This is a genomic window from Paraflavitalea sp. CAU 1676 (assembly GCF_029223285.1).
Taxonomy (GTDB): Bacteria; Bacteroidota; Bacteroidia; order Chitinophagales; family Chitinophagaceae; genus Paraflavitalea.
In genome coordinates, this window is record NZ_JARHUJ010000011.1 from 68,012 (window position 1) to 89,934 (window position 21,923).

Here is a 21,923-nt window from a genome sequence, read left to right on the forward strand (position 1 = left end):
TAGACGTGCGGGATAAAATCTAAGTATTTGCGAAGAGCAGTGCGGGATAAAAGGAATGCATTAGCGAAACACTAAGGCGATGATAGTCGTCGCGGCATATTTCGCTAATGCATCAAACAGCTTACTTTTTATTGGTAGCCACTTCGAGTGCCCTGGTAGCCGTATAATATTTGGCAAGCATTCCGGGAACTTCCCAGTTTGGCAACTTTCCTTCTTTCAGGTACTGGAGAAAACGCTGCATTACTTCGCCGAAGTGAGCTTCATGACCCGTCTTAAATGACTGCGGGATCGCCAGCTTATAGCCTTTTGCCGTTTTCTCAATAGCAACTCCCGCATAACGCGCCTGCAAGCCCGCTACAGCCTGTTGCAAACTCTGCTCATACGCCGCATCATTTTTAGCGGGCAATATATACAGCGTTGGCTGGTATTTCTCTTCGGCTCCTTGCCTTATTTCTAGTTGAGCCAATGAACCCCGGAGCAGCGAGTAATGCGTATCGCCGCTTCCTTCGGGAGCTTTGTAATCCCAACGTGCAATCATTTTTACGTGTATCCCCTTCAGCGTATAATTGGCCTCGCCGTTGGCATGCGTTTGCAAAACAGAGTCCTTTTCTACATAAGCGCGCAGAAAATCGGGGAAGCTGTCCTTTTTGGTTACAGCCGTAAACTGTGACAGTGTTACCGCTGTGGGCCATATGCGGGCGCTGGTTACCTGTATATCTTTCTTGTAATCGATGATGCTATCTGGAAAGCATTCCCATTGTACCAGGTCAATAAGATGGGTGCCAACGTCGGCAATCGCTTCTCCTTGTTGTGTAGGGTCAAAGAACCAGGAGGGCCGGGTAAGGGCCTTGCCCGAAACGAATTTGTAGAAATAGTGAACGCTCTCGATCACAACGCCAGGATCCTTTTCGGTACCAGCCTGTTGTTGCCCGAATACAGACGGCATATGCGCCAGTTCTCTTTGCAGGGTATTGGTGATCTCCGACCGCTCGGTCATGATATCATACAGCAACACCTTTTTTGCAGCTGCATCGGCAAATGCCTGTTCGAGCAAACTGAAATTGGCTGCATCGATGGCCATGGGTTTATCACCTAACACATTAATGCCGGCCTCTACGGCCTTTTTAATGTGCGCTGTCTTTTGCTGGTTGTTACCGGCAAGCACCACTACATTTCCCTTCTTCTCAGCGATCATTTTATCGAGGTAATCGGCGCCAGTATATACTTCCTCTTTCCAATGAGTCGGGTTTTCCGGACGTGCATTGTATTGATTGATCAGGGCGAGATGGGCGTCGAGTTCGGGACCGCCGGGGGCATATACGTGCACCACCGAATCGATGTTTGGATTGCCGGTTTTCTGCACCAGCGCAGCATGAAAATGTCCGGGATTGAGTGTAATAAGCTTCACTGTAGTGGAATCGGCCGCAGGCTTGTCTGCATTACCGCCCGATTGGCAGGCAGGCGTCAGTGCAATCACCGACATAGCCAGTGCTCCCCACGAAAAACGATGGATGGTGTTGTTTTGCATGGGCTAAAAATAAGGCGTTAAGCGGGCAAAATTGTATCTTTTAACGAGATTTTGAAGTTGAGCGACAGTGGAACCGCTTAAACGTTTAAGATAACTTAACTACCTGCCATGAGTCAACAACCCACCAGATTTCTTTCCCTCGACATATTCCGGGGCATCACCGTATGCTTTATGATCATCGTTAACTCGGCCGGTTGGGGAGCCAATCCCTACGCACCATTGGAACACGCCGCCTGGTTTGGCTTTACACCCACCGATCTCGTATTCCCCTCTTTTCTCTTCGCCGTAGGCAATGCACTCAGCTTCTCCAAACAAAAATATACCAGCCAGGCAAGCTTTCTGCTAAAGGTCTTTAAGAGAACACTACTCATCTTTCTGCTGGGTTACCTGATGTACTGGTTCCCGTTTGTGCATACTACGGCAGAGGGCGCATGGGCCATCAACCCGCTGGGTAAAACCCGTATCCTGGGCGTTCTGCAACGCATTGCGCTCTGCTATTGCATAGGCGCCCTGCTGGTCCATTACCTTTCGGTAAAATGGCTGTGGATAGTCTCAGGCGTGCTGCTGCTCGGGTATTGGGGTACACTCTACCTGTTTGGGGATGCCGGTGAGGAGTTATCCATGCTGTACAATGCAGGTACCAAACTAGATGTACTCATGTTGGGCAGCGATCACCTGTATCGCCAGGGCGGTGGTCCTGTCGCTTTCGACCCCGAAGGGATCCTCAGCACTTTACCCGCTGTGGTGAATGTGATTGCCGGATACCTCGCAGGTATTTTCATTCAACAAAAGGGGAAAACATTCGAGACCATCGCCCGGCTACTGATGGCAGCTTCCCTGCTGCTTTTTACTGCCTGGTTCTGGGACTTATTCTTTCCTATTGGCAAGAAACTATGGACCAGCTCTTTTGTGCTACTCACCGTAGGGCTCGACCTCGCCATCCTGGCTTTGCTGATCTATGCAGTAGAAATGAAACATTGGACCAAAGGCAAAAACTTCTTTCTGGTGTTTGGCCAAAACACCTTGTTCATATACCTGTTGTCCGAAATATTGTTTGTTACGTTTACTTTGATCGACGTACATCCCAAAGTGAGCTTTTATCAATGGGTGAACCAGGTCCTCTACCAAAAGCTCTTCCCAGGCCCTTTTGGAAGCATGCTGTTCGCCGTCTCTTTTATGCTGCTTTGCTGGCTCGCAGGATACTGGCTGCACCGGAAAAAGATCCATATCAAAATTTAACGTTGCAGCATCCACGGTTGTACAGGCAAGGCTCTTTAATTAGATTTAATCCAGCGGATCGCTGCTTCGAGCAGTTCATCCCGGTTTTCCTGAAGACCCCTGATCGTAGGCTTTACCATAACATCCGGTTGAAGGCCTACCCGCTGTGTTTCTTTTCCATCGGGGTAATAGACCCCTAATCCGGATATATACGTATAAATATTCCCGGGCAATACAATGAGCGCAACATTGCCATCGGCCCCTGCTGTTGATGTGCCCATGAGTATAGCGCCGGGCGAGCGGCGGAACATCATCGCCTGAAATTCTGTGGAGCTCTGCGTTTCTTCGTTGACCAATATCACAATTTTGGGAGGAATGGGATCATTAGTTCCGGTGGCACCCATATTGGTGGGCCTGGAATACTGGAAGCGACCCGGCATGGCGGGATCGGCCGACGAAAACTTTACAAAAGCAGGTACTTCTCTCAATATGCTATGGCCAATAATATCGCCCGCAGAAAGCCCCTTGGGATACTGCCGGTTGTCGATGACCAGCCCCTTTACACTACTCACCAATTTACGCAGCGAAATACTATCCTTTCTTTGAAAGTTGCCCAAATTGATATAACCAATGCCATCACCTACGAGACAAATAGTTGAATCTCTTTCCAGCGCAAAAGTTCCTGGCTTTATTTTCCTGGCCGTTTTCGAAAGAGCATATTGCACCGTTCGCTTCTCTGATTGCCCTCCACGACTGATCACCCACTCGTTGGTCTCCTGCCGGCTACGAACCAATGAGTAGCGCAACAGGTTTAAATAACTGGCTTCGTTGGAGGCCGATATAAAAGGGCGTTTATCCTTTACAAGCCGGGCAACCGTCACCCCATTGATCGATTCAATAATGTCTCCCCGTTGCACCTTCGATCGCTGCGCCAGTGTATCATTCAGTATATCAATAACGACGGCCTTCCCTTCAATAAACTTTATCCAGCAAGGCATCACATAATTACCCAGGTTTTCCGATATCACCCTTGATTGCACCACTGCATGGCTATCGTGAATGGAGGCGATCAACGCCTGCATTACCGCAACGTATTCTCCGGCATCGGCGGCAGCTACTACCCGTGGAATAAATGTTTCAAGCACCTTCTCCCATTTCACTGGTAATTCATATTTATAAGGATACCAGTATTCGATCATATTCCAGTACCTGAACAGTGCCAGCAGCCTGTATTCAACCGGAGGATACGTCATCGAGGCATAACTGTTCTCGTGCTCGAACAAGGCAACATGGATATCGTCCTCGGACATGAAGCGCACATAATGCTGATTGCCCCGCGTTCTGTTTACGCGAATAGCGGCGATCTTATTGCTGAGCCCTTTAGACATACCTGCTTTACGGATCCAGGCAGTATCCGGCGCTAACGCTGCCTTCAATGCCCTGTCGTCACAACCGCTATCGCAGGCGGGCACATCCCCCAGGCTGTTGATCCAGGCCAGCAAAGTATCACACGCCTGCTGCTTACCCTTTGTACCCAGGTAGGCAGGCATCAATCCGACCAACTGCTTATCCCAATCATACTTCCCTTTCGTGATGGTAGGATGGTGATATTTAAGGAATCCCCATACTCTCCCCAGGAGGTAAAGTTGATCGACTTTCGTTTTGCCCAACGGCAGGGCCAAATTAACGGAGGAGCTGTCGGCAGCAACTGTAGTGCCGGCTTGCTGTGCAGCAGCCTGAAAGGTCAATAAGACCAGGATAATAGCCATTAAACGAGTCATGACAGGTAGATTAGGTGATGGAATGATCTTGCTACTTCAAACTTATACCTGCAGGCACGAGCAGGGAAAAAAGTTATACGAAGCAGCATTTAAGCGATACGAAACGGCTTAAACCAGCATCCCCACCTGCGTTACAGACCCCCTGACACCTGTTAAAAAAAATCTAAAGTGCCCGGAACCGTTATGCGTACCGCAGGAATTCTCCCACATTGCATGGCCAATCCTACCCTTTTCTCCAGTTCAGGAGCCTTTATTGTTTCAATCTAATCATAGCTATGCTACAAAACTACCTGACCATCGCCTGGCGCAATTTGCTCAGGCACAAAAGCTTTTCTCTCATCAACATTATTGGTTTAGCCTCCGGATTGGCTGCCTGTATCCTGATCTTTCTCTATGTTCAGTTTGAGTTGAATTACGACCAGCATCATGAGAAAGTCAATCGCATTGCGCGCATCGTTACCACCCTGCACGCACCGGGATCGGATATGGAGTTTGGCCCGGCACCCTACCCGCTGGCAGATGCCCTGAAGCATGACTTTCCGGAGATCGAGGAAGCCGTTAGAATGGAGCAGGAACCTTCTGTCATCAAATACCAGAACAGGATATTCAGCGAACCGGCCTTCTACAACGCAGACCCTGCTATCTTTTCAGTCTTCTCTTATTCCTTTTTGGCTGGCGCTCCTGGCAATGCACTCTCCCTACCCAACAGCGTAGTACTCACCGAAACAACCGCCCGCAAATACTTTAGGAGTGCCTCCGCAGCTTTTGGCCAAACATTCATTTGCAATAATGTGCCGGTAAATATAACCGGGGTTATTGCTGATCCTCCCGGTAATTCTGATATCGCAGTAACCGGATTTATATCCATCGATTTCACGAAGAAGAAACAGTGGATGGAAGATTTCACGGTCTATACATTCGCCCTGTTCAGGCAGCCAACCGATCTGCGTCGCTTTGAAAAAAAGATGAAACCGGTGGCCGATAAATATTGTCAGGCCGAGCTAGACAACAGCGGCGATAAAGGATACTCTGTGAGCTTTCAGGTGGAGGCTTTAAAAGATGTACACTTCAGTACCGGAAAGCTGGTCGATACGCCCAAAGGCAACCGTCAGTTCAATTATATGTTCTCTCTGCTGGCGGCCTTTATTCTCCTCATTGCATTGCTGAACTATATCAATCTATCAACAGCCAAGGCTACAGACCGCGCCAAAGAAGTAGGCGTTCGAAAGGTAAATGGCGCGAGACCGGCACAACTGATCCGCCAGTTCCTGCTGGAATCCTTCCTGCTGATATTCATCGCCTGGGTACTGGCACTGGGAATAGTGTTGTTGGCCTTGCCCTATATCAACAACCTGCTCGAGGTTCAATTACACATGAATTGGGCCGGCAATGCCTTGTTCCTTTCCTCCATATTCCTTCTAACTGTCTTACTGGCCGGCCTGTATCCTGCGTTGATACAATCAAGGTTCAATCCCATTATCACATTGAAAGGGAAATGGCGGCATGGCCTGCAGGGCATTACACTAAGGAAGGTATTGACAACAGCGCAGTTTGTGATCACCGCCGCCCTCATCACCGGCACCGTCGTGATCTACAGCCAACTGCAGTTCATTACCCAAACCGATCCCGGTTATGTGAAAGATCAGATAGCTGAAATCGATATACCCATGGATTCCGCATCACAGGCCGACCTGCCCGCTTTTGCAGAAGCCTTGCGACAACAGTCTGTCGTAAAGAATATTTCAGTTGGCAGTGGTATGCGTAAGGAAGGATTGTCTATTGCCACTACTTTCATCGGTACAGGCAGCAACAGGCGTGAGCTGATGTGCAATTACTTTTTTATAGATAAGAAGTTTCTTCCATTGCTGCAAATACCGGTAAAGGCTGGCAGGAATTTATCAGACAGCCTCGCGCTGGACAAAAAAACAGCCTTCCTGGTCAATGAAGCATTTGTTACGAAGATGGGCTGGACAAATGGCCTGGGCCAGGCGCTGGAAGGATTTGGTAAAAAGGGGACCATCGTGGGAGTTGTAAGAAACTTTTATTACAAATCCATGCACAATGTGGTAGAACCATTGATCATGGTGTATAAAGATGATTTTATCCAGACAGTCATCCTGAAGATCCATCCAAAGGACATGCCCATAGTGGCCGACATCTGGAAAAAGTATTATCCGGCCGATCCGATCGAATACAGTTTTGCGGACGAAAATTACCAGTACCAATATGCTAAAGACAAGCTGACGATGAAATTGTTTACGTTCTTTACCATCCTCGCGATCATCATCTCCTGCCTGGGCCTCTATGGACTGGTGTCGTTGGTGACCCTTCAACGGAATAAAGAAATCGGAATACGTAAGGTATTGGGCGCCTCTGTTCAGCAGTTGGTGTCCCTGCTCACCAAAGATTTCGTAAAGCTCATCCTGCTGGCATCACTCATTGCCCTGCCAACTGCTGGCGCACTCATGTACCAATGGCTTTTAAACTACGCTTATCACATATCACTAACCTGGTGGATGTTCCTGGTGCCGCTGGTTGCCGTGTTGTTCATTGCACTGGCCGTCATTGGGCAGCAGGTGATGAGAGCAGCTTTAGCCAACCCGGTGATCGCCTTGCGGAATGAGTGATCTTATTGCATAGCCTGTTTCTTCCAGGAAGCATCTTTGATGCGCAATATGGAAATAGAAAAGGGCTTAAAAGTGGTTGTAAAACTTGGCTGTATCCCGGTGAGTGTAGTGCTTACCGGGATATATTTTTGAGGTTGCGCGAGCGAATTCTCAGCTTCTGCCGATTCAGCTTGTAGCGTGATGAGACTTCCGGTGGTGCCTACCGCTGCCATCCCTGCCAGATCGATGGTTGTGGTATAGGGCGTATCTGAACCATTGACCACCTTTACAATGATCTCACCCGTTTGCAGGTCTCGCCCGGCAATGCTAAAGAACTTATTGGGGTCACGGTAGCTAATCAGTTGTTGGCCATCTAGGTAAACCTGTACCTGGTCTACGCCCACTTCAATGGTAATATCATACCAGCGACCAGTTTGTATGGGCGCAGGTAACTTTTTCTGGGGCATCATATTGGCAACGGAAAAACTGTCGGACACCAATTCTATTACACTGTTGAGGTTAACGTAGGATCCAATATGCACACGCATATGGCTTGCGCCATCTTTCACAGCAAATGGAATGATAAAGGCATTCGTACCACCCGTCTTGCGCGCTTTCAATGTAAGCGTATAGGTATCGAATTGATGATCGGCCAGCAAATTGAGCCGTTGTGCTCCCTGCACCGTTTGCGCCAGCGCACTATCTTTCACAACCCAGGTTCCCCTGATGGTTTGCCATTCCTGCGGGCGGTTGATAAAGTCGCTTTTATAGATCGTTTTCCCTCCCTTAACGACTTCGATATCGCGGTACTCCGTTTGCGTATCCCAGGTGGCAAGGCCAATACCACCGGTAAATTGAGGCGAAGGCTTAACAGGGTCAGCCACATTCACCTTGGTTTGCAGATTTTGACCAGCCCGGTGATCGTTGAACATTTTGATCGCGTAATACGAAATGCGGCCAAAACTGCGGTCCGCATCGAAGTTGATCAGGTTAACGGGCCAATGCCTGGTATTTACGTTCTCAAAAAGTGGTGCATAACTTGACATTTTTACCAGGTCGCCATTGCGCTCCATGCCCATAATGTATACGGCATCGTTCAAAGCAGCCAGCATATTGCCGCTACCGACACCCGCATTGGTGGCATATTCACCTACGTATACATCCCAATCGCCGCGCTTGTATTTATCGAAGTGATCGTAGTTGTTCATAGCCCAGTAGGCCGATTTGTACGCATGTTCATCTGCCATATCCACATGCTGCATACTATCGAGCGTACGCTTGTTGATATCGCCGATCCCCATGCTGGCCATGAGGGTAAGCTGAGGATATTTCTTTTTGATGGCGTCATAGAACACATTGTACCGCTTTGCGTACCGGGGACCATGTTGCTCGTTGCCTATTTCCACATACTTCAGTGGAAAGGGCTTGGGGTGCCCGTAGGCCGCCCGCAGCTTTCCATATTTGGTGGTTACCGGACCTATCGCATATTCGATCGCATCGAGGACATCATCCACCACCGGCTGGAGCGAATCGTCGGGAATAAAAGTGCCGCTGCGGTACTCGCAGGATACACCTGCATTGAAGACATACAACGCATCGGCGCCGAGGTCTTCACAAAACTGAAGGTATTCGTGGTAGCCGAAACCATCACTCGACCAGTAACCCCACACACTATACGTGCCCGGTCGTTTTTCGATGGGCCCCAGGGTGCGTTTCCAATTGGCAGCACTTTCTATATTGATACCTTCTACAAAGCAACCTCCGGGCCAACGAACGAATGCAGGCTTAAGATCGGCCAGGTATCGTGCCAGGTCGCGACGCATTCCGTTGGGCCGGTTCTTAAATGTCTGTTGCGGAAATAGGGAAACAAAATCAAGCCATACCGTGCCGGTGCTGCCAAAGCTGATCACCAGCCTGGCTTTGCCATCAGTAGCCGACGGACTCAACACACAGTTGTATTTCTTCCAGGTAGAGCCTTTAATATTCGTGAAAGCATGTTGAGCAAGGACACTTCCAGTAGCCGATTGCAGAGAAACCGTCATTTTGCCCCCGTATTTATTATCACTGCGGGCATAGAAGGAAAGAATATATTTTTCTCCCAGGTTCGCCTTGATCCCCCAGAAGCCTTCGTTCACCAGGTTGTTCTTACCACCTGCATCCAACGCCCCGATATCCACCTGCAGCGAATTGGGTGTAGCTTCGTTAAGCGGATTAGCCTGCGTTAGTTGGATCTTAACATTGGCTGCAGGCCCTGTTTCGAGCGACCAGGCCGGCCATTGACTCGTAAGCGGCCATTCCATCTGCCAATCGCTCACCCTTGGCTGCATCATGAAATGCGGTTTGCGGGCAGGTATCAGCCAGCCATCCTTCAATTCCGTACCAGGAGGCAGCCTGCTTTCTTCAAACCCCCGGTTCTGGATCAATTCGCCATACAATCCGCCTTCACCCCCATGACTGATCTCTTCGAAAAAAATACCGTGCAGGGTGGATGCAATGGAACTGCCGGGTTTGGCAGCATCGATGGTAATGGTTGCCTGGCGCTGTCCGAACACAGTGTTCGAGAGCAAGGCGCAAGCTAGCAGCGCAGTAAGCTTGGTGTGCATGTGCAGGATTTGGTTGTTCTTATTTAACCATCCACTCGTGAATGCCGGTAGCATGTTCTGCAGGCAATTGAATTTCCAGTTTGAGCGCCGTGGTCTTCACCGGCTCAAACTGTACCTGGTTGTATTTATCCTTGACAGTTTCATAATTGCCGACTACTGTTACAGGAACCCAGTCGTCGCCCTTTTTAAAATACAATTTCCAGGACGCAGGTATGCGGCAACCACCCCAGGGGCCATCGTCGAACCAATAGATCTTTGATTGAGATACCGTGTATTCCTGATCAAAATCGTATTGCACCCATTCGAGTGTATTCTTTTTAGGCCACCAGTGCAGGTAAGGAGCATTGTGGTCTTGTGAGCTTTCCGGATCGTACTGATCGTTGAGGGCTTTATACATTCTTGCATTGGCGATCGAAGCAGTAACCTTACTTTTTGAGGCAATGGTAGGCGCTGGCTTTGGTTTGGCGGCAGATGCCTCGTAGGGTATCCAAACCACCATATCGGAAGGTCCGCGGTTAGCCCAACTATAATACGGAATGGCTGTCACCGTTTGGTCGGATGTGATCAGTTGGTCGGAATTCAACTGCCTTTTGGTAGAGCTGCCCTTCATTTCAAGCACCGTTACCCCGTTAAGCAGGCCGGGCTTGTTGACTGCTGCAATGGCCGCAGATTTATCTACGACTATATTCTGTACCGCACTGTCTTTGTTGTCCGGTCCTTCAAGGCAATACACAATGGGCCCGCGTTGTAACGCGAAGCGGCTTTTATCATCTTTCACATCGGGTTTGGCGTAGATCTTCTGTACATCCATGGGCAAGGTGAATGCCACAGCATCACCTTTCTTCCAGGTACGGCTGATGACGGCATAGCCTTTCACCAGTTGATACTTTACCGGTTTGCCATTAAGGGTCATAACCAAAGGTTGTTGTTGTTTATTGGCAGCCTGATACAGTTCGCCGGGCACGATATCAGCCTGCGCCCAGCCGGGTATCCTCACCTGCAAAGCAAACGTGGTGTTCTTTTCCGGATTGACGATCAGCTTTACCTGTCCTTGCCAGGGATACTCGGTTTGTTGCACGAGCGAAACCTTTCCAGCAGGCAAGGTGATGCTGGCTGTTCCGCCGGCAAAAAGATTCACATACAGGTTATTCTTGTTCTGCGCATACATGTACCCTGGCATCGACGGCAGAAAACGAGTCATGTTAGAAATACAGCAGGCACAGCCAAACCAGGCACTCCGTTGGTGCTGCCCCATCGAAGCCAGCGGGTTGGGATAGAAGAAACGATCGCCACTGATCGACACACCCGATAATACACCATTGTACAGTATACGTTCGAGCACATCGATGTACTTAGCGTCGCCATGCAACAGGAACATCCGGTTATTCCAATATACGTTGGCAATGGCTGCGCAGGTCTCGGCATAGGCCGACATATTGGGCAACTGATAGGGAGCGCCAAATGCTTCGCCATTGCCGGTAGCACCAATGCCACCTGTAATGTAGAGCTTTCTTTCTACCACATCGTTCCAGATGGCATCGATAGCGTGCAGATAGGCTTCATTACCGGTAAGCGCTGCTATATCAGCCATGCCGGTATACATGTAAGTGGCACGAACGGCATGGCCAACAGCCTCCGTTTGATCGACCACTTTCTTGTTGGCCTGGCTGTACTCTGAACCTTTGGGGCCGCGGATATCTAAGAAGAACTTCGCCAGGTCGAGATACTCCTTTTTGCCCGTAACCCGGTACAATTTAGCGAGGCCGATCTCTACTACCTGATGACCTGGGGCTTTTTCTTCTTTACCATATCCGAAGTCCTTTACAAGGAGATCGGCATTTTTGGTAGCAATGTTGAGCAGGTTCTTTTTACCGGTGGCCACATAATGCGCAACAGCCGCTTCGTACAGGTGGCCGGCATTGTACAATTCATGACTCAGGTCTTCTTCTTTTTCATATCGCTTGCTGCCGAGCCATTCATGTGGCTTCGCGGGTTTCATGGTGCGGAAAGTATAGAGGTAACCGTCTGCCTCCTGTGCGTCGGCAATGATCCGGATCAGCGTGTCCAGGTACAGCTCCAGCTTAGGATTCTTTTGTACCTGCAAGCCATAAGAAGCCCCTTCTATTACTTTATAGATATCGGTATCGTCGAAAGGATACTCGGTGTATTTGGTGGGCGGCATTTTGCCGGCTGCCATGAGGAAATTATCGATCCGTCCGGTACGCCTGCACTGGTCGAGCGTATAAGGGATCGTTACGTCAGCGTTGACCTGGATCTTGGGCGCCCAGAAATGATCGGTTAAATGAACATGGGTAAAATCAACAGGCTGAATGGGATAGTCGGAATGCTGCGCGGCAACCGGTAAAGCAGCTGCCAGCAAAGCAGCCTGCAATAATATGCTCTTACTCTTTTGTATTGACTTCATGTGCATCGGGCTTATTAAGTGGCAATTTAACAATTAATAATGTACAAAGCCACGCCGGTGGCTGGCTTCAGCCATACCAGGTAATATCCGTAAAAAGAGTGACATTTTTAGTCTACAACAAAAAGGGGCCGGCTTGAGCCGGCCCCGGAGGACAGAAACAGTAGCACCTTAACGAGATTGCTAATACATTGGCATTGTGCGCTATGCCATTATGAGCTGTTGCTTACGAAAAGCGGAAACGCTTTGTTTCGGAGTCTGTTTGCTTAAACTCCTTATCTTCTTCCAAAGACTTGAGTTCCCATGAATATTGAACCGTCTTCTTTTGCAGGTCGATCAAATGAATGCGACCGCCACCTTCTGCAAACAGTAGTTTACCGGTAGCTTCATTGTATTTGATGAATGAGATCTTAGGCCCGTCATACGTGAACAGGGTCGTGCATTTACCCGCAGGAAGCGTTGCTTGTGTAAAGGCGCCCGTTTGTTGATTGAACCTGAAGAGTGTATTCTCCTGTTCTTTGAGGCAGAAAAATCGCAAGTCTTTGTCTTTTACCTTCTCTACCTCACTTAACCCGCCGTCTTCAATCTTGAAAAGCGTGTAGCCCTGCGTTCTGTAATCGGAATAATTGCCTACGATGAGATAACCCGGACTGGCTGCCACACTATTATAACTGTAAGACTCTCCCGAACTCTGGTCATATTCAAATTTCACTTCCCCGTTGAGGCCATACACATGGATATCTCCATCCTCATTGATGGTAGCTGCTTTGAGCATGCCTCCCTGGTTAAAGAATGCACCATGATAGGTGGGAGTATGTTGTTCGAAATAATCATAGAATTCACGCGGTCCACTTTCTCCATCTTCATCGTCCTCTTCTTCATCGTCTTCGTCCTGATCATCCGATTCGTCTTCTTCCTCCTCATCCGAGGTATCTTCAGCTTCACCGTCGTGCTCTTCATATACTTCCTCTTCCATGTCTTCCTCGCCCTCCAGTCCCTCGTTATCCGCTTGATTAGCATCTACTTTGAATGGCTCGCCAATAAAATGCACATCCATGCTCGCAAACTCTTCCGACAACATCACCACCGCCCCATTGTGGTGGATAAACACCACTTTTTTAGGCTCAATAAACCGTGTTGCAATCGTATGCGGGGGCACGAACAGTTCGCTGATCGATACTTCTTCATTTTCCTCCAGCCCGATATAGTAAGCGTTGGAACCACTTACCGCAACCGACAGCATCCCATCGGCGTGGTCTACATCGCTGACGCCGGCAATATAGGGCTCTGCTATTTTATATCGCTGCTTTCCGGTAGCCGCATCAATAACATAGATATACCCGGCCTCATGGGCAATTACGATATACTTGCCGTCGCGGGTAAAACCGCCGAATGACACCTCTTCCGTTACCCCTTCCCCACTGGCAAGTTGCCGTGGCACTATTTTGTGTATCCATTCGCCCTCCTGGAAAGGCAGATCGAAGGGAACAAAACAGTTGGGATAGGAGAATACAACATACCGCTGATCAGCACTGATGTTCAAAATCGTATTGTTGTACATGGAAAGGCCAAAGATCGAATTGAGATTCGGAACACCCTTTTGGGTGCCACCAGCATTGACCATATACCGGGTGCGTTCGCCGCTCTCAAGATCAACTGCACTGAGTGCACCCATACTATAAGACGCCCAAAGCGTTTTTCCATCCGGACTAAATCTCAAAGCAAGGATCGCTTTGTAGAAATCCTCCACAGCTTCCTGGTATTCTTCAGACTCAAATACGTGTTCCCTGAACGGTGCTACATTATCGGCTTCACGTTTCAAACGACCGATTGAGACATATTTCTTTGTTTGTAGTGTGTACAGATCAAATAACTCTGCCTTAACAGTACAATATATTTCGTCTGTTATTTCAATGGGTTGATTAAAGTCCAGCCTTACGCCCATACCCGATGCAGGATGAATGGCAAATGGTACCTTATCCCGGTTGAAATCGCTGACGATCGTCTTTTCAAATTCCTTTACATTAAGGCTATTCTTTGAAAAATCCGCGATGCCTACAACTTCCTGTACCGGATTATCTCCCAATTCATGGTATAGGTATTGTAGCAAACATACATCGGCCGACACACCAAACAATTTTGTAAAGGGTACATAGAACCGTCCTATATCAGCAGTGAGTGTAGCAATCTCTTCCAGCCCGGGGAGACTGTACTTTTTCACATGACGATCCTTTTTATCGCCCTTTTTCAACACAAACAGTACCTGCTTGTCGGGTGATAGGGCGGCCTTGAAATCATCACCCACCTTGATACCGGCAACCTGCTTGCTCGTGGTAAAATCGGTAATACAAGCATTACCATCCTCTCCCATGCTGATAAAAGTCGATGACGAAAGAAAATCGAGCAATACGATCTGATCCTTATGGAAGTTGAATTCGAAGATCAGTTGATCTGGAGATCCATCATCTGTATGAACTGTACTCACCGTTATGGCGCCATTCTCCTTGGCTTGTAACAGGTGACTGGAATTGGACGAATAAGCAAGTAATGTTGCGTTCATGAGCGGATATTATTTTTCCAGAAACGGGAGGAAAAAGGTCAAATTGTGGGGCTATGTACGAGTAGCATTTAATATAGAATGAACCTGCAAAATCGATCGCCAAGCCGGCTGATATATTATAGCCATTTATTGTAATGAGTCATAGAACAAATATTCATGTAAAAAAAGTCCCGGTTGCCAATGGCGACCGGGATAAGTTAATAGATGATAGAAGTGCTGATCAATGCCCGTGCCCGCCCTCACTTTCTTTGTTCTTCAATTTGGCCAGCAGATCGTAAGCTCCTTTTACAACGATGCGGCTGGTCGTTGTATCGAACCCATTCGGCAATACCACTTCCGCATAACCCAATTCGCGTATACCGGTCTTGACCGGAACAGCTTTGTAATGATGGGCGCCTTCCTTATCGATACCCCCTTCCTTCATTTCAACAAACAGGTAATCAGTGCCCTCATAATTGACGATCGCCTGTTCGGGTACTGCCGGCAGTTGCATATTTTTTGTTTCTACAAATGCGGTCAGATACATACCAGGCAACAGGTTCTTATCTTCAATATCGAGGTGGCAATGCACCCGAACCGTGCGGTCGGTACTGATCTCCCTACCCACCAGGTATACGGTGGCCATACGCTCTCTGGTTTCATTGGCAAGAATGAACCTTACCTTCTGACCCAGTTTCAGCAAGGGCACATCTTTCTCGAAAACGGTCAGTTCAGCATGCAGGTGTTCAGTATCCACGATCTCAAACATCACATCTATTGGATTTACAAACTTGCCGAGGTTTACATTCACCTCCGTCACATAGCCCGATATGGGAGCATAGATGTTGATATAAGACTGAATATCCCCATTACTCAAACGGGCAGGATCAATATTGACCATCCTGAGTTTCGCTTTCAAACCGGCAGCCTTGGCCTGCATCGTCTGGTAATTGGCCTTGGCCTGCTCAACCGTTTTACGGGCATTGATGTTCTCGGCCGACAACTCTTGCTGCCTTTCGTATTCTGCTTTCAGGTATTCCTGCTGACTTACTGCTTCCAAATAATCCTGCTGCAACTGTATATAGGACGGATCCTGTAGGGTGGCGATCAACTCGCCTTTCGTAACATGCTTTCCCTGCAACATTTCCGACGAACGGAGAAATCCGCCCATGGGCGCCGATACACTCACCAATTGCTGCGGCGGCACATCGAGCGTACCATTTACCTTGATAGTTCCGCTAAGTGTACGCTGTTCAACCTGCCCGGTAGTTATGCCGGCCGTAAGCACCTGCTCCTGGGTAAGCTCTACTTCAAATTCATCATCGGCATGCGCCGAATCTTCTTTCATGGTTGTTGCCGGCGCATCATTATTGCTTCCGCAAGAGGCCATCGAAAGCAAGGCCAGCAATAACAGGGCGCTGTAAATAGGATGCTTTATCGTTTGTAGATATTTCATTGTACATTAATTGAGGGTAATTAGTTACCTGTTGCCCAACAGCCATTGCAGGCGGATGACAGATTGATTGTATTGGTGTAGCTGACTAAGGTAGTTGACCTGCAACTCGTTGCCCGTTTTGATGGCTTGCAGGTATTCTACATAACCAACCTCCCCACTTCGAAAGGATCTCAAGCCTTGCTGTATCATCAACCTTGCATTGGGCAGCGCGGTTGCTTCATAATATTCCACGCTCCGCCTGTTCTTTTCGTATTCCTGCAGGGCCTGCCGGTATTGAGCCTGGAGATTGTGCTGTACCAGTTGAACATTGTTTTCTGCCTGCTGCGATTCAAGCCTGGCAGCATTGATGCGTGAGGCCCAGGATTTACCGAATAGCGGTATGCTGACGCCTGCCTGCACTCCCTGAAATCGTTGACTACCCCCGTAATACTTCTCGGTCCCATCCACATTTTGGTACCCAATGATCGATTGGTTGAAGTAACCAATGGAAAAATCAGGATGACGCTTCGCCTTTTCAACTTGCACCGACTGGCTGCTGATCGCCACCTGTTGTTTGCCGGCTTTCAGCAGCGGATTGTTATCCAGGCTATCTTGTGCCGATAAAGTTGGCTCCAACTTGCTTATACTCTTAAAGGTCACTTGCACGGCCGCTGAGTCGTTGATCAACCGCTGCAGTTCAGCAAGTACAATGGATATATCCGCCTCATTCCCGCGCATGCTATTCCTATGTTCCGCAAGTGCTGTGGCCGCAGTGGTTTGCTCCAGCAGCTTTGTCTCGCCTGTTTTGTAACGCAGCTCGGCGGCCCGTAAAAAACTGCTGTATACTGAATCCTGTTGCTGCAATTGCTGCTTCAGGGCGTTCAGGTACTCCAGCTGGTACCAGTTTACTTTGACTGCATAAGCGAGTTCATGCTGTGTAATACCCAGTTCCAGTTCACTTCCTTTGATGCGTGCATCGGCCAATACACGTTGCTGCCTTACCAGGGATGGGTTCGGCAATTGCTGGGAGATCCCCAGGTGGTTATCCCACTTGATGCTGTTGGCCTGCCCATACTGAAGGCTGACATTCGTTTTCGCCCAATCGGCCGCCGTCCCTTTCAGGGCACGCTCCTTTTCAACACCCAGGCGCGACACCTGCACGGCAGGGTTGTTTTTGATCGCTCGTTCTATAGCTTGCTCCAAGCTGAGGCCGGCCTCCTGCGCCTTCACCGGCAGGGCGGTTACCGACAACAGCAGTAACAAAACAACAGCTGACAGGCCGCCCGATGGACGACGTATTTTGCCTTCAAGCCAGCCATACAAACAGGGCAATACCACGAGTGTAAGAAAGGTAGCCGATATCAACCCGCCAATGACCACCGTAGCCAGCGGTCTTTGCACCTCGGCCCCACTGCCATTGGACAATGCCATCGGCAGAAAGCCGAGCGATGCAACGGTCGCCGTCATGATCACCGGCCGAAGACGGGTGAGCGTACCCTGCATCACCAGTTCCTGTAAGTTGGTCATACCATCTTTTTTTAATCGGTTAAATTCTGCGATCATCACAATACCATTTAATACTGCAACACCGAAAAGTGCAATAAAACCTACACCGGCTGATATACTGAATGGCATACCACGCAACCACAATGCCAGTACGCCGCCGATCGCCGATAGCGGGATCGCACTAAATATGAGCAATCCATACTTAAACGACCTGAAGGTGAAATACAAAAGGATCAGTATGAGCAGTAGCGCGACTGGCACGGCAATGCTCAGTCTTTTTTTCGCCTGTTCCAGGTTCTCGAATGTGCCGCCATAGGTTACGTAATATCCTGCCTCAAACTTTACCTCCTTTCCCACTCTTTCCTGTATCTCTTTTACAATGCTGGCTACATCGCGCCCGCGTACATTGAAACCAATGGTGATGCGGCGTTTGGCATCCTCCCGCTGCACCTGGTTGGGCCCAATCTTTAATTCAACATCTGCCAGTTGTTCCAGGGGTACCTGGTTGCCATTGGGTGCAGTGATATACAAGCCCCGCAGGTCATCGATGCCCTGGCGCGATTGCTTGTCCAGGCGAACAACCAGGTCGAACCGTTTTTCGCCTTCAAACACCTCACCGGCAACATCACCGGCGAATCCTGCACGGATCACCTGGTTGATGGCCGCGATGTTCAATCCATATTGGGCGATCTTATCGCGCTTGAAATTCACCAGTATTTGCGGAAGACCGCTCACTTCCTCCACGTATACATCGGTGGCGCCGTTGGTGGCAGTAGCAATCCGGCCGATCTTTTTCGCATAACCTGACAGCACTTCAAGGTCTTCTCCGAATATTTTAACGACCACATCCTGCCGCGCACCCGACATCAGCTCATTGAACCGCATTTGAATGGGCTGCTGAAATCCAAAAGTGACACCCGGTATGTGTTTCTCTAAAGCTGCCTGCATTTTCTCCGCCAGCTCATCACGTGTGCGGGCCGATGTCCATTCCTCTTTAGGTTTCAGGACAACGATCAGGTCGCACAATTCTACCGGCATAGGATCGGTAGGTATCTCACTGGAGCCGATCTTACCAACAACTTTCTTTACTTCGGGAAATTGCTTGAGTAAAACATCAGCTGCCTGATTGGCTGCATCAACCGTCTTGCTAAGACTGCTACCGGTAAGCACCCTGGTTTCCACGGCAAAATCACCTTCATCCAGAGAAGGGATGAACTCCGCCCCCAGGCGGCTAAAAAGCAGTACGCTGCCCAGCAGTAGTAAAAGCGATAAGCCAACCGTAATACCCTTCCTGTGCCAGGCAGCTTGTAACACCGGTTTGTAAATACGTTCCAGAAAACCCATGATGCGATCGGCCACCGTCTTTTTATGACTGATCGTTTTGTTCAGGCAAAGGGCACTCATCATCGGTACATAGGTAATTGACAGGAGCAACGCACCAAGGATCGCAAACGAAACCGTTTGCGCCATGGGCCTGAACATTTTTCCTTCTATACCTACCAGTGAAAGCAGGGGCAGGTATACGATCAGGATAATGATCTGACCGAAGGCAGCTGCATTCATCATCTTTCTGGACGAGGTGTACACCTGCTCGTCCATCTGCTCCTGGTTAAGTTTTTTAAGTTTACTGATGCCCAGCTGGTGCATGGTAGCTTCTACGATGATCACGGCGCCGTCAACGATCAAACCGAAATCGATGGCTCCGAGGCTCATGAGGTTGCCGCTTACGCCGAACAGGTTCATCATGGCCACCGCAAACAACATAGCCAGGGGAATCACGGACGCCACGATGAGGCCGCCCCGCAGGTTGCCCAAAAGCAACACCAGTACAAGGATCACAATAAGCGCCCCTTCGAGCAGGTTGCGCGACACTGTACCGATGGCCGCATCCACCAACTTGGTACGGTCGAGGAATGGTTCGATGGTAACCCCTTCGGGCAATGTTTTCTCGATCAGGGCCATCCTTTCTTTTACCCGGCGAATGACTGCCGAAGAGTTGGCCCCCTTCAGCATCATCACGACTGCACCGGTTACTTCGCCTTCGCGGTTACTGGTCATGGCGCCATAGCGAATGGCCGAGCCATATTGCACCGTGCCAATGTCCCGTATCAGCACAGGTATCTGGTTGCTGGTGTTGGCAACAACAATACGCTCTATGTCTTCCAGCGATTTGACCAACCCAACACTGCGAACAAACCAGGCATGGGGCTTTTTATCGATATACGCCCCGCCGGTATTCTGGTTGTTCTTTTCCAGGGCTTCAAACACATCGGCAATGCTGAGATTCATGCTCCTCAATTTCTCAGGATTGAGTGCGATCTCATATTGCTTAAGATAGCCGCCAAAGCTGGCCACGTCGGCCACGCCCTCCACACCCAGCATCTGCCGGCGTACGATCCAGTCCTGGATGGTACGCAGCTCCATGGGCGTGTATTTGTTTTCATATCCCTTTTTGGTGTGAACGATATACTGGAATATCTCGCCGAGGCCGGTGGTAACGGGCGCCAGCTCGGGCGATCCCATACCGGCTGGCAAGTCGTTGCTCACCCGCGTAAGACGTTCGTTTACCTGTTGACGGGCCCAGTACACATCTACCTTTTCTTCAAATACAATAGTAACTACACTGAGGCCAAAGCGGGAGAATGACCTGATTTCTTCGATACCTGGAATGGTGGCCATGGTTTGTTCTACCGGGAAGGTCACAAACCGTTCAATGTCTTCAGCGCCATTGGCCGGCGAAACGGTGATCACCTGCACCTGGTTATTGGTGATATCAGGAACTGCATCGATCGGCAGGTGCGCCAGGGAATAGACGCCCCAGATGCCGAGCAATAGAACGAGCAAACCAATCACCAGTTTGTTCTTTATGGAGAAACGAATTATTCTATTCAACATGTTATGAAAGATTGTATAAAAACGACCTACACAGCGCTTTGACCAGCTGCGATAGGCGTATAGCAGGTAGCATAGGCATGCCATGCTACATCCAAAATGTAATAAGTAGGTGATTAACGTAGAAGCTTACCCCAACTGAGGAGGCTGCCAAACAGGGATCGATACCTGGCGGATCGATTCGATATAACGTGCTGCATGCATTACGCTATGGGAGGGGTAGGCGTGCTGCACTGTAGAAACCTGGTGATGAATAGAGAAATTGGCGCAACAGGAGCAGTGGCAAAATGGCGGACAGTCATCTTCATGCTGGTCGCCATCGGCACATTTAGCCAGCTCGTACTTCGTTTTACCTTCCTTCACGACCGTTATATTCACATCGCCGCAGGGCAAACAGCTCAGCGACAGTGTCAGTATGGCCATGAAGAATAGGAAAATGCGCATACGGCAAAGATAATAAAGATTATAGAACCTCCTACTACATCAGGAGCGTCGTGGAAGCTGCCCTTTTACATCCTGGTAGGCGGCAGTTAACTGACCGGAATCGGTAAAATGCAATTCAGTTGCTATTTCTTCCATGCTCATGCGGGTGTACATCAGGCGAATATCAGCCAGCCTGATCTTGTAACTGAGGATATACTTTTCGAGTGCCCTGCCATATTGCTGCTGAAAATAGACGGGAAAGTCGGCAACGGGTATCCTGAACTCCTGGGCAAGGTGCTCCATGGTGATCTTGCCGGGTTCATAAATATGGTAATTGATGTAATGCAACACATCGTGGGTGATCGCCTGCGGATGTACTGCCTGCACATAATTCGATTCAAGAATATTCCTCGCCACCATATTGAGCAGGGCCAGCAGGCAAAGGGCAATATTGCTGTCCGCATAGGAAGGTCGATGGCTGGCTTCCGCGATCAGCACATTAAACAGGGCAAATACCGATACCTTATCACTTTTCAGGTGGATCAGGGATTGCTTGTGCTGCTGCTCACTGTACAGGATGAATTCCAGCTTGCGGAACTGTTCGTGCGAAAATGCCAGCACATTATTGTGGGTACCCGCCTCCATGAGCAATTCACGGAACTTGATAAAATGAAGCCTCGAATGCCTGTCGAGCGTAATGACATTACTCGTACCGGGCGTTTGCATGAACAGGTCGCCGGTCTGAAAAGGGATCTGTTCGTCGCCCAGCATCCGGTATCCGCCACCTTCCTCCACGAATACGAGTCCGAAATATTCCTGCTCTTCCGAAGCACCGTGCAGCACTTCGGTGTCGTAAGTAACAATTTCCAGTGGTTGAAATATATTGCCGGACATGTACTCCATTATTGTTGACTTGACCATTATCGGCCGGGCAACTAAATGTACAAACTTCCCACAGCCCCGCCAATAC

At 49.2% G+C, this 21,923-nt stretch carries 11 protein-coding genes; 2 read left to right on the plus strand and 9 right to left on the minus strand.

The genetic code is table 11. The features are described 5' to 3' along the window. Nucleotides 1-121: 121 nt before the first annotated feature. Nucleotides 122-1,528 (minus strand): putative oxidoreductase C-terminal domain-containing protein, encoded by a 1,407-nt coding sequence (locus P2H89_RS30970; protein WP_275834555.1) that lies wholly within the window; start codon nucleotides 1,526-1,528, stop codon nucleotides 122-124. Nucleotides 1,529-1,636: 108 nt separating this feature from the next. Here P2H89_RS30970 and P2H89_RS30975 point away from each other — a divergent pair, with 108 nt between their 5' ends. After that, on the plus strand, nucleotides 1,637-2,767 hold the full coding sequence (locus P2H89_RS30975; protein WP_275834557.1) for a heparan-alpha-glucosaminide N-acetyltransferase domain-containing protein: 1,131 nt from the start codon (nucleotides 1,637-1,639) through the stop codon (nucleotides 2,765-2,767). 35 nt (nucleotides 2,768-2,802) lie between these two features. On the opposite strand, the gene P2H89_RS30980 is transcribed toward P2H89_RS30975, so the two are convergent. Further along, nucleotides 2,803-4,527 (minus strand): S41 family peptidase, encoded by a 1,725-nt coding sequence (locus P2H89_RS30980; RefSeq protein ID WP_275834559.1) that lies wholly within the window; start codon nucleotides 4,525-4,527, stop codon nucleotides 2,803-2,805. 275 nt (nucleotides 4,528-4,802) lie between these two features. Between P2H89_RS30980 and P2H89_RS30985 the strand changes: the two genes are divergently transcribed. Next, on the plus strand, nucleotides 4,803-7,154 hold the full coding sequence (locus P2H89_RS30985; RefSeq protein ID WP_275834561.1) for an ABC transporter permease: 2,352 nt from the start codon (nucleotides 4,803-4,805) through the stop codon (nucleotides 7,152-7,154). A 2-nt stretch (nucleotides 7,155-7,156) separates the two neighbouring features. On the opposite strand, the gene P2H89_RS30990 is transcribed toward P2H89_RS30985, so the two are convergent. From P2H89_RS30990 to P2H89_RS31020, 7 genes are all read right to left on the minus strand, one after another. Then, a complete protein-coding gene (locus P2H89_RS30990; RefSeq protein WP_275834563.1) occupies nucleotides 7,157-9,736 on the minus strand; it encodes an alpha-L-arabinofuranosidase C-terminal domain-containing protein in 2,580 nt (859 codons plus the stop codon). A gap of 19 nt (nucleotides 9,737-9,755) precedes the next feature. Then, nucleotides 9,756-12,161 carry a glycoside hydrolase family 127 protein gene (locus tag P2H89_RS30995; RefSeq protein ID WP_275834565.1) on the minus strand — a complete coding sequence of 802 codons (2,406 nt, stop codon included), beginning with the start codon at nucleotides 12,159-12,161 and terminating at the stop codon, nucleotides 9,756-9,758. 223 nt (nucleotides 12,162-12,384) lie between these two features. Then, a complete protein-coding gene (locus P2H89_RS31000; RefSeq protein WP_275834567.1) occupies nucleotides 12,385-14,718 on the minus strand; it encodes a hypothetical protein in 2,334 nt (777 codons plus the stop codon). Nucleotides 14,719-14,938: 220 nt separating this feature from the next. Further along, nucleotides 14,939-16,153, minus strand: coding sequence for an efflux RND transporter periplasmic adaptor subunit (locus P2H89_RS31005; protein ID WP_275834569.1), 1,215 nt, complete (start codon nucleotides 16,151-16,153; stop codon nucleotides 14,939-14,941). A 24-nt stretch (nucleotides 16,154-16,177) separates the two neighbouring features. Continuing rightward, nucleotides 16,178-20,533, minus strand: a complete 4,356-nt coding sequence (locus tag P2H89_RS31010) for a CusA/CzcA family heavy metal efflux RND transporter (protein ID WP_275834571.1) — start codon at nucleotides 20,531-20,533, stop codon at nucleotides 16,178-16,180. 126 nt (nucleotides 20,534-20,659) lie between these two features. Further along, a complete protein-coding gene (locus P2H89_RS31015; protein WP_275834573.1) occupies nucleotides 20,660-20,974 on the minus strand; it encodes a DUF6660 family protein in 315 nt (104 codons plus the stop codon). 39 nt (nucleotides 20,975-21,013) lie between these two features. Next, the gene (locus tag P2H89_RS31020) at nucleotides 21,014-21,847 is read right to left on the minus strand and encodes a hypothetical protein (protein WP_275834575.1); all 834 of its coding nucleotides are present in this window, start codon (nucleotides 21,845-21,847) and stop codon (nucleotides 21,014-21,016) included. Nucleotides 21,848-21,923: the final 76 nt, after the last annotated feature.

What these genes read in the sequence shown, in the direction of transcription:
- P2H89_RS30970 (WP_275834555.1), bottom strand. Translation starts at nt 1,528, where the DNA reads ATGCAAAACAACACCATCCATCGTTTTTCGTGGGGAGCACTGGCTATG.
- P2H89_RS30975 (WP_275834557.1), top strand. Translation starts at nt 1,637, where the DNA reads ATGAGTCAACAACCCACCAGATTTCTTTCCCTCGACATATTCCGGGGC.
- P2H89_RS30980 (WP_275834559.1), bottom strand. Translation starts at nt 4,527, where the DNA reads ATGACTCGTTTAATGGCTATTATCCTGGTCTTATTGACCTTTCAGGCT.
- P2H89_RS30985 (WP_275834561.1), top strand. Translation starts at nt 4,803, where the DNA reads ATGCTACAAAACTACCTGACCATCGCCTGGCGCAATTTGCTCAGGCAC.
- P2H89_RS30990 (WP_275834563.1), bottom strand. Translation starts at nt 9,736, where the DNA reads ATGCACACCAAGCTTACTGCGCTGCTAGCTTGCGCCTTGCTCTCGAAC.
- P2H89_RS30995 (WP_275834565.1), bottom strand. Translation starts at nt 12,161, where the DNA reads ATGAAGTCAATACAAAAGAGTAAGAGCATATTATTGCAGGCTGCTTTG.
- P2H89_RS31000 (WP_275834567.1), bottom strand. Translation starts at nt 14,718, where the DNA reads ATGAACGCAACATTACTTGCTTATTCGTCCAATTCCAGTCACCTGTTA.
- P2H89_RS31005 (WP_275834569.1), bottom strand. Translation starts at nt 16,153, where the DNA reads ATGAAATATCTACAAACGATAAAGCATCCTATTTACAGCGCCCTGTTA.
- P2H89_RS31010 (WP_275834571.1), bottom strand. Translation starts at nt 20,533, where the DNA reads ATGTTGAATAGAATAATTCGTTTCTCCATAAAGAACAAACTGGTGATT.
- P2H89_RS31015 (WP_275834573.1), bottom strand. Translation starts at nt 20,974, where the DNA reads ATGCGCATTTTCCTATTCTTCATGGCCATACTGACACTGTCGCTGAGC.
- P2H89_RS31020 (WP_275834575.1), bottom strand. Translation starts at nt 21,847, where the DNA reads ATGTCCGGCAATATATTTCAACCACTGGAAATTGTTACTTACGACACC.